Source organism: Salibacter sp. (assembly GCF_031581065.1).
Classification (GTDB): domain Bacteria; phylum Bacteroidota; class Bacteroidia; order Flavobacteriales_G; family Salibacteraceae; genus Salibacter.
In genome coordinates, this window is the sequence record NZ_JAVLBN010000052.1 from 1 (window position 1) to 12677 (window position 12677).

At 40.4% G+C, this 12677-nt stretch carries 12 protein-coding genes and 1 pseudogene; 8 read left to right on the plus strand and 5 right to left on the minus strand.

What is annotated here, in order from left to right; all coding sequences use genetic code 11:
- Window positions 1–731: pseudogene (locus tag RI557_RS10125) on the plus strand (2-oxoglutarate dehydrogenase E1 component); the annotation flags it as partial.
- Window positions 732–743: 12 nt separating this feature from the next.
- The gene (gene odhB / locus RI557_RS10130) at window positions 744–2045 is read left to right on the plus strand and encodes a 2-oxoglutarate dehydrogenase complex dihydrolipoyllysine-residue succinyltransferase (protein ID WP_310683591.1); all 1302 of its coding nucleotides are present in this window, start codon (window positions 744–746) and stop codon (window positions 2043–2045) included.
- Window positions 2046–2126: 81 nt separating this feature from the next.
- On the opposite strand, the gene RI557_RS10135 is transcribed toward odhB, so the two are convergent.
- From RI557_RS10135 to sppA, 4 genes are all read right to left on the minus strand, one after another.
- Window positions 2127–2756: a deoxynucleoside kinase gene (locus tag RI557_RS10135; protein ID WP_310668852.1), complete on the minus strand. Its 630-nt coding sequence runs from the start codon at window positions 2754–2756 to the stop codon at window positions 2127–2129.
- A 53-nt stretch (window positions 2757–2809) separates the two neighbouring features.
- The gene (locus RI557_RS10140; protein ID WP_310683593.1) at window positions 2810–3631 is read right to left on the minus strand and encodes a hypothetical protein; all 822 of its coding nucleotides are present in this window, start codon (window positions 3629–3631) and stop codon (window positions 2810–2812) included.
- Window positions 3606–5087: a GH3 auxin-responsive promoter family protein gene (locus RI557_RS10145; RefSeq protein WP_310668850.1), complete on the minus strand. Its 1482-nt coding sequence runs from the start codon at window positions 5085–5087 to the stop codon at window positions 3606–3608. Before RI557_RS10145 ends, RI557_RS10140 begins: the two co-directional genes overlap by 26 nt.
- 134 nt (window positions 5088–5221) lie before the next feature.
- The gene (sppA, locus tag RI557_RS10150) at window positions 5222–7039 is read right to left on the minus strand and encodes a signal peptide peptidase SppA (protein ID WP_310668849.1); all 1818 of its coding nucleotides are present in this window, start codon (window positions 7037–7039) and stop codon (window positions 5222–5224) included.
- Window positions 7040–7132: 93 nt separating this feature from the next.
- Here sppA and folK point away from each other — a divergent pair, with 93 nt between their 5' ends.
- The 5 genes from folK to RI557_RS10175 all read left to right on the plus strand — a co-directional run bounded on the left by folK (window position 7133) and on the right by RI557_RS10175 (window position 10621).
- Entirely contained in the window at window positions 7133–7633 is a 501-nt protein-coding gene (gene folK / locus RI557_RS10155) for a 2-amino-4-hydroxy-6-hydroxymethyldihydropteridine diphosphokinase (RefSeq protein ID WP_310668848.1), read from the plus strand.
- Window positions 7630–8259 carry a deoxynucleoside kinase gene (locus tag RI557_RS10160; protein WP_310668847.1) on the plus strand — a complete coding sequence of 210 codons (630 nt, stop codon included), beginning with the start codon at window positions 7630–7632 and terminating at the stop codon, window positions 8257–8259. Before folK ends, RI557_RS10160 begins: the two co-directional genes overlap by 4 nt.
- A gap of 116 nt (window positions 8260–8375) precedes the next feature.
- The gene (locus RI557_RS10165) at window positions 8376–10088 is read left to right on the plus strand and encodes a hypothetical protein (protein ID WP_310683595.1); all 1713 of its coding nucleotides are present in this window, start codon (window positions 8376–8378) and stop codon (window positions 10086–10088) included.
- A gap of 71 nt (window positions 10089–10159) precedes the next feature.
- Window positions 10160–10372 (plus strand): hypothetical protein, encoded by a 213-nt coding sequence (locus RI557_RS10170; protein ID WP_310668845.1) that lies wholly within the window; start codon window positions 10160–10162, stop codon window positions 10370–10372.
- A gap of 54 nt (window positions 10373–10426) precedes the next feature.
- Window positions 10427–10621, plus strand: a complete 195-nt coding sequence (locus RI557_RS10175; protein WP_310668844.1) for a hypothetical protein — start codon at window positions 10427–10429, stop codon at window positions 10619–10621.
- Here the strand turns inward: RI557_RS10175 and RI557_RS10180 are convergent.
- Window positions 10618–11157, minus strand: coding sequence for an RNA methyltransferase (locus tag RI557_RS10180; protein ID WP_310683597.1), 540 nt, complete (start codon window positions 11155–11157; stop codon window positions 10618–10620). The two genes, RI557_RS10175 and RI557_RS10180, sit on opposite strands and share 4 nt — an antisense overlap.
- 128 nt (window positions 11158–11285) lie before the next feature.
- On the opposite strand from RI557_RS10180, the gene mutS reads away from it, so the two are divergent.
- The coding region (gene mutS / locus RI557_RS10185) for a DNA mismatch repair protein MutS (protein ID WP_310683599.1) at window positions 11286–12677 on the plus strand (1392 nt) is incomplete at its 3' end.

Here is a 12677-nt window from a genome sequence, read left to right on the forward strand (position 1 = left end):
AATTTGGTGACTTCAATAATGGAGCACAAATCATTATTGACCAGTTCCTCAGTGCTGCTGAAGACAAATGGAACAGCATGAATGGTCTGGTTCTTTTCCTTCCTCATGGTTATGAAGGCCAGGGAGCAGAGCACTCAAGTGCGAGGATGGAACGTTATCTCCAGCTTTGTGCTGAAGGCAACATGTATGCTGTGAATTGTACAACTCCGGCAAACCTTTTCCATGTATTGCGCAGACAGGTGAAACAAAAGTTTAGAAAACCGTTGATTGTCTTTACACCAAAATCGCTTCTTCGCCATCCTAAATGTGTATCAACACTTGAGGATTTAGCTGAAGGATCATTTGATATGGTGATTGATGATGACAAGGTGACGAAGAAAAACGTGAAAAAAGTAGTTGTGACAAGTGGTAAACTCTACTACGATCTACTCGCTGCACGTGAAGAAAACGGAAATGATAAAGTTGCTCTTGTTCGCTTAGAGCAATACTATCCGTTCCCTCAAAAGGAAATGGATAAAGTGCTCAATAAATACAAAAATGCTGATGAAGTTGTGTGGGCTCAGGAAGAACCTGAAAACATGGGAGCTTACAATCAGTTGTTGAGATTCTGGGACGGAAACCTTAAAGGAATTGCGAGAAGCGAGAGTGGAAGTCCGGCTTCAGGTTCTCCTAAAGTATTTAAGAAGCGACAGGATAAGATTATTGACGAAGTTTTTGACCTTAAAAAGTAACATAACAATTATATGGCTGTAGAAGTAAAAATCCCGAGTCCGGGTGAGTCAATTACCGAAGTTGAAATTGCGGAATGGCTGGTTGAATCGGGCGATTACGTTGAACGTGATCAAACGATTGCCGAAATTGACTCCGATAAAGCTACTCTAGAACTTGCCGCTGAAGATGCCGGTGCTATTGAACTTCTCGTTGAAGAAGGAGAAACGGTTGAAGTTGGGGCAGTTGTAGCTAAAATCGATACTGATGCCGAAGCGCCTGAAGGAAGTGGATCTGGTGCTGATGATAAAGAAGAGGAAAAAGCTGATGATGGAGATTCTGACAAAGGATCTGACGATAAGAAAGCGGCTTCCTCTGAGAAATTGAAAGCTGACGATAAGTCGGCTGATAAGGGTTCTGACCAAAAAGCTGAGGAGAATAAATCAGCTAAAGCAACGCCTCTCGCTCGCGAAATGATGAACAAGAACGATGTGAGCGCGAAGCAGATTCAGGGATCAGGATCTGGTGGTAAAATCACTAAAAACGATGTTGAGTCTTTCCTATCTGGTGGAATCTCAACCGATGCTGCTCAGGGCTGGGGCGGAACGCGTGAAAAGAGACGCGAAAAAATGTCGAGCCTGAGAAGGAAAGTTGCTGAGCGACTTGTTAGCGTGAAAAATGACACGGCTATGTTGACGACCTTCAACGAGGTGGATATGAAGCCAATCATGGACTTGCGCGCTAAGTACAAGGATAAATTTAAAGAAGAATTTGGAACGAGCCTCGGGTTCATGTCATTCTTCACGAAAGCTGTTACTGAAGCATTGAAAGCTTATCCGGCTGTAAACGGAATGATCGATGGAAAAGAGGTGATTTACCACGATTACGCTGATGTTGGAATTGCGGTTTCTTCTCCTAAGGGATTGATGGTTCCGGTATTGCGCAACGCTGAGCAAATGGCTCTTCACGAAATAGAAAGTGAAATTAAACGTCTTGCTCGCAAAGCACGTGACGGAAAAATCACTATTGATGAAATGACTGGTGGTACCTTTACCATTACAAATGGTGGTGTGTTTGGCTCTATGTTGAGTACGCCAATTATCAACCCTCCGCAAAGTGCTATTTTGGGTATGCACAACATCGTTGATCGCCCAATAGCTGTGGATGGGAAAGTTGAGATAAGGCCGGTTATGTATGTGGCGCTATCTTATGATCACCGCATCATTGACGGAAAGGAATCGGTTAGCTTCCTCTACATGATCAAGGAAATGCTCGAAAATCCATCTAAACTCGTATTTAGTGGTAAAGATCCCGGAGAAATTCTCCTCGGACTTTAAAAAAGAGCGAAACAGATACAATAGAAAGCCGGTTCATTCATTTGAATCGGCTTTTTTGTTTTCGGTCAGAGCCGGGTATACCTACTTTTCGTCACTCCCAAAAAGGCCGTGGAGCTCTGTATCGATTTTATGAATGATGAGTCCTAAGTCTTCCTTTTCTTCCTTGAAGTTGTTGTTATCCACATCAACAACGAGTAATCTACCGTGCTCGTAATTCCCGATAAACGATTCGTAACGTTCGTTGAGTCTTTTGAGGTAATCGAGCCTGATAGCTTCCTCGTATTCGCGACCGCGTTGCTGGATCTGACTAACGAGAGTAGGGACAGAAGCACGCAGGTAGATCAATAAATCAGGTGGTTGAATAAATGAATTGATGAGGTTGAAAAGAGAAAAGTAATTTTCAAAATCTCGGGTTGTCATGAGACCCATTGCGTGCAGGTTGGGAGCAAAGATGTAAGCATCTTCGTAGATTGTTCTATCCTGTACTACCGTTTTGCCTGATTGACGAATATCATTGATTTGACTGAATCGACTGTTCAGGAAATACACTTGCAGGTTAAATGACCAACGTTGCATTTCAGTGTAAAAGTCGTTGAGGTAAGGGTTTTCCTCAACATCTTCAAAATGGGCTTCCCAGTTGTAGTGGTCAGCGAGTAGTTGTGTGAGTGTCGTTTTTCCAGATCCTATATTACCTGCTACTGCAATGTGCATAGTGTTGATTTTTCTCAGTTGTCATTTTGAATCGACCAAAAATAGGTATTCTGTTAAAGTTTTACCTGATAAATATCCAGTTGGTCAGATCCCAGTAAAAACAAATAATCGTCATAGACAGCTATGTCTATATAATCAGTGTGTGGTAGCGAAATTGAAGAGGTGTTATTTTTTGAGTTTAACACCGTTATTTTCTCATGCTGCAAAATAAAAACTCTATTGGCATATCCGGCAATTGTTTTGCAGTTTTTAAGTGGTAAATGTTTGTAGTAAGTGCCGTAAATGTCAAACACGAAAATCCCTATTTCCTGATCTTTGATGTAAAGTCTTTTATTCGTTTCCAGGAGTTGATCAGCTTGTAGATTTTTACCGGTTATTTGAAGCAAATTAGGTGTTTGGTTGGTTACGTTTGTTTGCTCATTGAACCTCACGAGTTCGTAATTGCTCATGTCATAAATCCAAAAACCGTTGTTGTAGGAAGCACATGACGCGCTGATTTGGCTGTAACCCAAAAAGTCGAGTGCAACATTGTCGCCACGTTTTGCAAGGCGGTTGTCTAAAAAAACGAGTTGTAACTGGTTTTTAAAAAACACTTGCGGCTTGAGCGGATTGGAGACATCGAATGAAGTGATATTTCCAAAACCTTTTATGCTGTTTGTCTGCAGGACTTTCCCTTTTGTGTTTCGCTGTTCAATCAGGTTTTTTCCAAATGTGAATACATTGCCCAATTCATCGACTACCACACCTTCAGCTTCAACTTTTTGGTTGGAGATGAGCTGGAGACCAGGCTTTTGGCTTTGTGCTCTGACTGTGAAAAACACAAAAATAATCAGAGCCGAAAAAAGCCAACTACTGTATGAATTCGAGGATTTCATCAATGTATTTACGATTGTTGGAAAGGCGCGGAACTTTGTTTTGACCACCCAGCTTACCGCGTTTCTTCATCCAATTGTAGAACGTGCCAGTCGGCAATTTATGTATAATCGGTTCTGACAAAACAAAACTTTTGTAGCGTTTTGCCTCATAGTCAGAGTTTTGAGATTTGAGTGCGTTGTCAAAAGTATCTTTGAAAAACTCGAAGCTTTCAGGTTCCTGGCTAAATTCAATTGCCCATTCGTGACTTCCCTTGCTGTTACCCTCCATGTAAACGGGAGCAGCAGTGTAATCCTTGACAATTGCTTTTGTTTTCTCACAAGCTATCGACAGCGCTTTTTCAGCATTGTCAACGATGAGTTCCTCACCAAATGCGTTGATGAAGTGTTTTGTTCGACCAGTCACGCGAATGCGATAAGGATCGAGTGATGTAAACTCGATGGTATCGCCAATTTGATAACGCCACAATCCGCCATTTGTACTGATAATAAGGGCGTAATTAACTCCCGTTTCTACTTCGTGTAGCGAGAGCGTTTCAGGGTGGTCTTTACCCAGCTCTTCCATCGGCATGAACTCGTAAAAGATACCGTAATCGAGCATCAGGAGCATTGAATTATCTTCATCGAATTGATCCTGTATTCCAAAGAAGCCCTCTGAGGCATTGTAAGTTTCCAGGTAAGTGATTTTATCACTGTTAAAGATATTTCTGTACTGTTTTCTGTAAGGGTCAAAACTCACACCACCGTGGGCAAACATTTCCAGGTTTGGCCAAACATCGCTTATGTAATCTTTGCCGGTAATTTCCAAAACTCTCCTCAACAGAACAAGCGTCCACGAAGGAACTCCTGATATACTGGTGATATCCTGTTTTGCGGTGATTTGCGCCATTTTTTCGAGTTTCTCTTCCCACTCATCCATAAGAGCAACATCCATAGAAGGTGTTCGTTGAAACTCAGCCCAAAAGGGGAGGTTCCTGATAATTACGGCAGATAAATCTCCGTAATAGGAATCTTTATTGAGCTGATTCACGGTGCTGCTTCCTCCAAGTACAAGCGCTCTACCTGAAAAAATGCGTGAATCAGGTTTGTGGTTGTAATAAATCGAAATCATATCCTTGCCACCTTTGTAGTGACAATCTTCCAGGGATTCTTTCGAGATAGGAATGAACTTGCTTTTATCGCTGGTTGTTCCGCTCGATTTGGCAAACCACTTTATTTCCGTAGGCCACAAAACATTTTGCTCGCCCTTCATGATTCGTTCTATGTATGGCTTGAGGTCATCGTAATCGCTTACCGGAACAGCTTTTTTAAAATCAGCTAAGCTTCTCAAAGAAGCGTAATCGTGTTTTTTACCCCATTCGGTTTCACTGCCTGAGTCGATCAATTCATTGAACCACTCGGCCTGTACTTCATGAGGATATTTCATGAAAAGCTCTATTTGGTGATAGCGCTTTTTCATGACCCACGACATTATTGAATTTCGTATATCTACCATAGTCTATAGTGAGCAATCTATCCTGACAAAGGTAATAGAACTAAAAAGCCCCAACTATTTGAGTCGAGGCTTTTGTTGCGTAATTATGAAGAAATAAACTATTTGATACGCATTACATAAGGCATTCTTGTTTGGATGCCATCCATGTTGCGCGCTTTTTCAAGTTCCATGAGGTAGTTGTAGTCAGATCCTAAAATCATATCAGCGTACATGTATTTCGCCTGGAATTTCATGTCGCGAAGGAATTTTTCGAAAGGATCTTCCTGTTTAGGGTATTCACGAACTTTGTAATCTCCTTCTTCGAGTTCAGCTTGTGTAGCAGCGTAGTTGATAGCGTCTTCGAGTCCGCCTAACTCATCAACCAGGCCTATTTCTTTCGCATCAGCACCGGTCCATACACGACCCTGACCGATTTTATCAACTTCTTCAACCGTCATTCCTCGACCTTTAGCAACTCTGTTCAGGAATGTAGAATAAACATCTTCCACACCGTCTTGAATTTTACTGTATTCAAAGTCATCAAGCGGCTTGCTGATTGTCATGAGATCTGAATGAGCATTTGTTTTAACACCGTCAAAAGTAATTCCCAGCTTGTCGTTGAAGAATTTTTTCGCGTTCGGGATAATACCAAAAACACCAATTGATCCTGTAATTGTTGTTGGCTGAGCAAAAATACGATCACCGTATGCCGAGATGTAGTAACCACCTGATGCTGCGAGATCACCCATCGACACGATAAACGGTTTTGCATCTCTTGCTAATTCAGTTTCTCGCCACATGATGTCTGATGCAAGAGCACTACCACCCGGAGAGTTTACTCTCAGTACAATAGCCTTCACGTTAGAATCTTTTCTCGCTTCACGAATAGCATTAGCAATTGTTTTAGATCCCATTGTTTGAGTGCCGTCACTCTTGCCTGTTTCGATACTTCCCTGAGCATAGATAACGGCAACCTTATTTTTGATTTTGTAAGAAGGTTTGTCATCGTCATCTTTACCCTTAAGTGATGTCTTTTTATACTTGTTAAAAGAGATGAACTCGATGTCATCATCATTTTCAATACTCAGGCTATCACGTAGCTCGGCCGTGAACTCATCGTAATAACGGGTTCCGTCAATAACCTTGTGTTTTAGCGCATCATCTGCTGATGAAATCATGAGGCTATCAGCGTAAAGATTGAGCTCATCGATAGAAAGACTTCTTTCAGCTGCAATATCACCGAGCATCTTACCCCAAATAGAGGTGAGGTATTTTTTCGTTTGTAATTTGTTTGCCTCACTCATTTCAGATTTCATGAAAGGCTCAACTGCACTTTTAAACTTGTTATTTTTACCTCTTATGATTTGAGGCTCAACTCCCAATTTATCTAAAGTGTTTTTAAAGAAAGTGATCTCAGCATTGAGACCTTTCCAGGATAGCTCCCCTTCAGGATACAGGTAAACACTGTTAGCTACAGAAGCTAAATAATAACCACCCTGTGAATAATTTGAAGAGTAAGCCATAATCCACTTACCGCTGTCTTTAAAATCTTTTAATGCGTTGCGCAATTCAACCATGCTGGCCATTCCACCCGGATAACTTTTTAAATCCAGGTAAATTCCTTTAACGCGGTCATCTTCTTTTGCCTTTTCAATTGATTCTAATAATTCATTTAAGCCAATTTGCCCGGCATTTTTGAACGGACCTACATCCAGATTAGCAAACGGGTTCTCCTCAGCTCGGTCAACAATTGGCTGGTTGAGTTTGAGATGTAAAACCGTATTTTCTTTTACTGAAACTTTCTTTTCTGATTTTATTCCATCTTCGAGACTCGATACGAGCCCGGCAATTGAAATAAAGAAAATAAGTACCAGCAATCCGCCTGCGATTACAAATCCAAAAGCGGATGCGAACATGAATTTAAAAAACTGCTTCATGGTAAATGATTTGAATTTAACTTTCTACAATTGCAAATTTAATAGCAATTTTGGCGACCCTTTCACCAAATACATCAAAGGTGGAATGTCTATATGGATGGATTAAACACAGCATATCTATTACTCGGAGGTAATCTGGGAGATGTAAAAGAAACCTTTATAAAGGCTATTGAAGGCATTGATGAGTTTGCGGAGATAAAAGAGAAGTCGGGAATTTATCGGTCAGAGCCGTGGGGTTTTGAGAGCGAACACGACTTCCTGAATCAGGTTTTGTTGGTCAGAACCGGGCTCAGTCCAAAAGATTTTCTCCGTAGCTTGCTCGAAGTGGAACAGCAACTGGGAAGAGAAACAAAGAGGCACAGCCAAACTGGAAGTTACCAGTCCCGGCTCATCGACATCGACTTGCTTTTTTACGAGGACTATGAGGTGAGTGGTAAGGATCTGACCGTGCCTCATCCAAAATTGCATGAAAGAAGGTTTACGCTTTTGCCGCTGGCACAAATTGCTCCGGATTTCATCCATCCATCAAAGAATAAAACGATCAGTCAGCTATTGTTGGAATGCGATGATAACGCTGAGGTTAAAGAAATATGAAGTACAGGTACGTTGCAATAGAAGGGATAATTGGTACTGGAAAGACATCGCTTGCACAAAAGTTTTCCAGTGATTTTAACGGGAAGTTACTTTTAGAAGAGTTTGACGAAAATCCGTTTTTACCCCTTTTTTACGAAGAGCCGCAACGCTATGGGTTTCCTGTTGAAATGTCTTTCTTAGCTGAGCGCTACCACCAAATAAAGAGTAAAATTCAAACCAAAGATCTCTTTCAACCAATATTTAGTGATTACATTTTTGAAAAGAGTTTGTTGTTTGCTCACTTGAATTTATCAGAAGATGAGTACGCTTTATACAAGCAGATTTTTAAAATTATAACAAATTCATTGCCAGCTCCTGAGGTGACTTTCTTCCTCTATAAAAAGCCGGAGATTGCACTGGAGAATATCAAGAAAAGGGGAAGATCTTATGAGCAGAATATAACAATTGACTATCTTGATGACCTTCAAAGCCAGTATATAGGCTTTTTTAAACAAAAATTGGATTGGCGTGTGATATTTATAGACTCGTCAAATCTCGATTTTGTGAGTAACAATCACGATTATGATTTTTTATGTTCGCTGTTGAATAGAGAATTTAATGAAGGAATTACCAGAATCATTCCTTAAATTGTCAATCGTTTTAATGTAAAAAGTCATTTTTGCAATTGAAGAAACAATAAAATAGATTTGTAACGCACTAAGCATTCAATATAAGAATTTCATTTAAAGTAAAATAACACAACATGAAAGCAAACACCGCAAGAAATCTCTCACTAGTTGTTGCAGCATCTTTAGGAGTGATGGCGTGTAACCCATTGAATAAAATGGCGAAAAACTCTAATGATGTCAATTATTCGGTTACGCCAGATCCTTTAGAAATGCACGGAGATAGTGTTGAGGTAACTGTTAAAGGCTCTTACCCTGCTAAATATTTCAATAAGAAAGCAGTCGTTGATGTAAAACCTGTATTCGTTTCAGATGGTCAGGAAGTAAAAGAATTTGAAACGATTACGCTCGTTGGGCAAGATGCTGAAGAAGACGGAAGAAAAGTAAATTATGACAAAGGAGGCTCTTTTACTTACGTAACAAAAGTTCCTTACAAGCCTGAAATGATGAGCGGAGAGCTCAAGGCTAAAATCGTTGGCCGTTACAAATCAAAATCTCAGGAACTCGCTAATGTAAAGGTTGCTGATGGTACAATTGTAACACCTAATTTAGTTGAAGCTGATGATAAGCCGATTTTAGGTTCTGATGAATTCCAACGCATTACAACTGACGTTCACAATGCGCAAATTCACTATTTGATCAACAGTTCTTATGTGCGCCCTTCAGAGCTTCGTGATGAAGACATGGAGAAGCTCATCGAAATGATTGAAAAGAAAGCTGCTGATTCAAATTACGTTTTCAAAAAAGCAGACATCCAGGCTTACGCTTCCCCAGATGGTGAATTGTCACTCAATGAAGACCTCGCTAAAGATCGTGCTGAATCTGCAGCAAAGGCTTTGAAAAGACAAATGAGAAAAGCTGATGCTGAAAAGGGAACTAAAGATGAGTTCTACAACCTCGTAGGAAAAGGTGAGGACTGGAAAGGTTTCAAAAAGGCAATGCAAGCTTCTGATATCAAAGACAAGGATCTTATTTTGAGAGTTCTTGAAATGTATCAGGATGTTGAAAAACGCGAGCAGGAAATCAAAAACCTCGCAGAAACTTACACAGTATTGAAAGATGAAATTCTTCCAGAATTGAGAAGATCTCAAATTGCACTTTCAATCGATAAAGTTGGTAAATCTGACGAGCAAATTGCTCAACTTGCTGCTGACAGCGCAAAAGGTCTTAACGTTGAAGAGCTTCTTTATGCAGCTACTTTAACTGATGAACTCAATAAAAAACTCGAGATTTATAAGAAGGCTGCAAAGATTTATGCAGATGACTGGAGAGGTCACAACAATGCAGGTTATGTGAAATTGATGCAAAATGATGTAAGCGCTGCAAAGTCTTATTTTGAAGCAGCTCAGTCTAAAGCATCAAATAATCCTATCGTGATGAATAACCTTGGTGTTATCGCTCGCCTTAACGGAGACAGAAGCACAGCAATGGATTATTACAACAAAGCTAACGGAGCAGGTGATGAAGTGAATTACAACAAAGGAATCGTAAACATTCTCAATGGAAACTACGATGCTGCTACTTCAAACTTCTCTAGCTTTAACAGTGTAAATAAAGCACTCGCTCAAATTCTTGCAGGGTCTGCTGATCAGGCTGTAAGAACAATTGATGACAGTGATGAAAAGACTACGGCTAAAGCTTACTACCTCAAAGCTATTGCCGGTGCAAGAACAAACAACAAAGAGTTGGTAATGAATAATCTTAAAACAGCTATTAGCAAAGATCCAGCAATGAAGGATCGCGCTATGAAAGACGCTGAGTTTATCGATTACGACCTTTCAACTCTTTAATTGGAGTAATAAATTTGAGAAAGGGCGAAATTTTTGTTTCGCCCTTTTTTATTTTCCACTATTTTAGCAACATGAATAAGTGGTTCGTTATATTATTTGCTGCTTTTTTACTCGTTGGTTCAACTACGAGCTGTAAGAAATGCTACAACTGTCGAAAGAAAGTTGTGGTGGAGATCAATAACCAGGAAGTTGAAACGGATGAGTATTATGAAGAAGATGTTTGTACAAGCGAAGAAAAAGACGATCTCGAACGTGAAGGTTTTCGCTGCTCGAGCAAACGATAGTTTCCTCGTGTTTATATGAATATTATATTTGTAGATTAAATGAAGATTTTAGATATGAAAAAGATAGTCGGTATAGCAGTAGTTTTTGTAGCCGTTTTGAGTTTTACTTCTTGTGAGCAGTGTGCAACCTGTACTTTTAATGACCCTGATAGAGGTCAGCTTACTGAAGACTTTTGCGATAGAGGGAGAGTCTATGACGATACTTTTGAAACTTACGAAGATGCAGATTGGGATTGTGTTGAAGATTAATCGAATAAGTCGCAGTTTTTTACTGCTTCCCAAATAACAATACCGGCACTCACTGAAATATTCAGTGAGTGTTTTGTTCCCAGTTGAGGGATTTCAATCACTCCCTCACATTTATCGATCACTTCCTGATCCACTCCAAACACCTCATTCCCGAAAACCAAAGCAACCGGATTTTCCCTGTTGTTTTTCCAGTCATTTAACATCTTGCTGTTTTCAGTTTGTTCAATCGCCCATGATGAGTATCCTTTTGATGAAAGATCATCGATTGCATCAGTAGTATTCTCAAAATACTTCCAGGAGACAGATTCTTGCGCTCCAAGTGCCGTTTTTTGAATCTCTCTGTGTTCCGGAGTAGCTGTGATTCCGCACAGGTAAATCGCCTCAACTCTAAAAGCATCTGAGGTTCTGAAAACAGCCCCCACATTGTTGAGGCTTCTTATGTTATCCAACACTACGATAACCGGAGCTTTGTCTGATTCCCTGAACTCGTCTTTTGATATCCTGTTGAGCTCTTCGTTTTTTAATTTTCTGTTCATAAAATTTGATAACTCATGTGGCTCTGACCGATAAAAACAGCATCACCTTTGTAAATTCGTTCATTGCAAAAAACGACAGTATTTTGGCAAAAACAAAGGAAAAAAATAAGGGGACTGAAACTCCCCTGATGAAACAGTACAATAAGATCAAGGCAAAACACCCTGATGCTATCCTGCTTTTTAGGGTGGGCGACTTTTACGAAACCTTTGGTGAGGACGCGGTAAAAGCGGCTGAGATTCTTGGAATCGTACTCACGAAAAGGAAAAACGGATCGGCATCGCACATTGAGTTGGCCGGCTTTCCTCACCACGCCATGGATTCTTATTTGCCAAAGTTGGTCAGAGCCGGTCACCGCGTAGCTATTTGTGATCAGCTCGAAGATCCCAAAATGACGAAGAAAATCGTTAAAAGGGGAATCACTGAACTCGTAACTCCCGGTGTTTCGTATAACGATAAAATACTACACCACACTGAAAATAATTTTCTCGCTGCTGTTCACTTAACTGATGAATTCAGCGGAATTGCCTTTCTCGATATTTCAACCGGTGAGTTTATGTGCGCCCAGGGTAATATTGATTACATCGATAAGTTGTTGCAGAGTCTTTCACCAAATGAAGTGCTTGTTCAGCGGAATAAAATCACGCAATTTGAGCAGGAATTTGGCAAAAGTTATCACACTTACCATCTCGAAGATTGGGTTTTTACGTCAGAATTTGGTAACGATTCACTTCTCGAACACTTTAAAACGAAAAGCTTAAAAGGGTTCGGAATAGAGAACCTCGAAAAAGGAATTATTGCTGCCGGTGCCTGTCTTCAATATCTGAAAGAAACACAGCACCACCAGGTGAGCCACATCAACACGATTCACCGAATTGAGCAGGATAAATATGTTTGGCTGGATAAGTTTACTATTCGTAATCTCGAGCTTTTCTATTCCCCAAATGAAGGAGCCAAAACGCTTTTCAATATTCTCGATCGCACTGAAAGCCCGATGGGCTCTCGTTTACTCAAACGCTGGTTAGCGTTACCGCTCAAAGAGAAAAAAGTCATTGATGAACGACTCGATGCAGTAGAGTATTTCACCCAAAATCCTGATGACAAAGAAGATATTTGGAGGCAGATTTCTTCAGTGGGTGATTTGGAAAGATTGATCTCAAAAGCAGCTGTGAATCGTGTTTCACCGCGCGATGTCATTCAGTTGAAAAAGGCGCTACTCACAATTCCGCCCATCAAAGAAAAGTTGCTGAATGTGAAAACCGAATCGCTCAAGTCGATCGGTGATCAATTGCATCCTTGCGATCATATCAGGCAAAAAATTGAGGAGCAGGTTCAGGACGATCCGCCATTGAATGTCGCGAAAGGAAATGTGATAAAAGATGGTGTAAATGAAGAGCTGGATGAACTCCGCAAACTCGCTTTTTCTTCGCGTGATTATCTCGAACAGATGCAGAAGCGCGAAGTTGAAAAAACCGGAATTTCTTCTTTAAAAGTTGGCTTCAATAATGTTTTCGGATACTAT

Bases quoted from the DNA above. Each gene is read 5' to 3' on its own strand.
- odhB (WP_310683591.1), top strand. From the start codon at position 744: ATGGCTGTAGAAGTAAAAATCCCGAGTCCGGGTGAGTCAATTACCGAA.
- RI557_RS10135 (WP_310668852.1), bottom strand. From the start codon at position 2,756: ATGCACATTGCAGTAGCAGGTAATATAGGATCTGGAAAAACGACACTC.
- RI557_RS10140 (WP_310683593.1), bottom strand. From the start codon at position 3,631: ATGAAATCCTCGAATTCATACAGTAGTTGGCTTTTTTCGGCTCTGATT.
- RI557_RS10145 (WP_310668850.1), bottom strand. From the start codon at position 5,087: ATGAAAAAGCGCTATCACCAAATAGAGCTTTTCATGAAATATCCTCAT.
- sppA (WP_310668849.1), bottom strand. From the start codon at position 7,039: ATGAAGCAGTTTTTTAAATTCATGTTCGCATCCGCTTTTGGATTTGTA.
- folK (WP_310668848.1), top strand. From the start codon at position 7,133: ATGGATGGATTAAACACAGCATATCTATTACTCGGAGGTAATCTGGGA.
- RI557_RS10160 (WP_310668847.1), top strand. From the start codon at position 7,630: ATGAAGTACAGGTACGTTGCAATAGAAGGGATAATTGGTACTGGAAAG.
- RI557_RS10165 (WP_310683595.1), top strand. From the start codon at position 8,376: ATGAAAGCAAACACCGCAAGAAATCTCTCACTAGTTGTTGCAGCATCT.
- RI557_RS10170 (WP_310668845.1), top strand. From the start codon at position 10,160: ATGAATAAGTGGTTCGTTATATTATTTGCTGCTTTTTTACTCGTTGGT.
- RI557_RS10175 (WP_310668844.1), top strand. From the start codon at position 10,427: ATGAAAAAGATAGTCGGTATAGCAGTAGTTTTTGTAGCCGTTTTGAGT.
- RI557_RS10180 (WP_310683597.1), bottom strand. From the start codon at position 11,157: ATGAACAGAAAATTAAAAAACGAAGAGCTCAACAGGATATCAAAAGAC.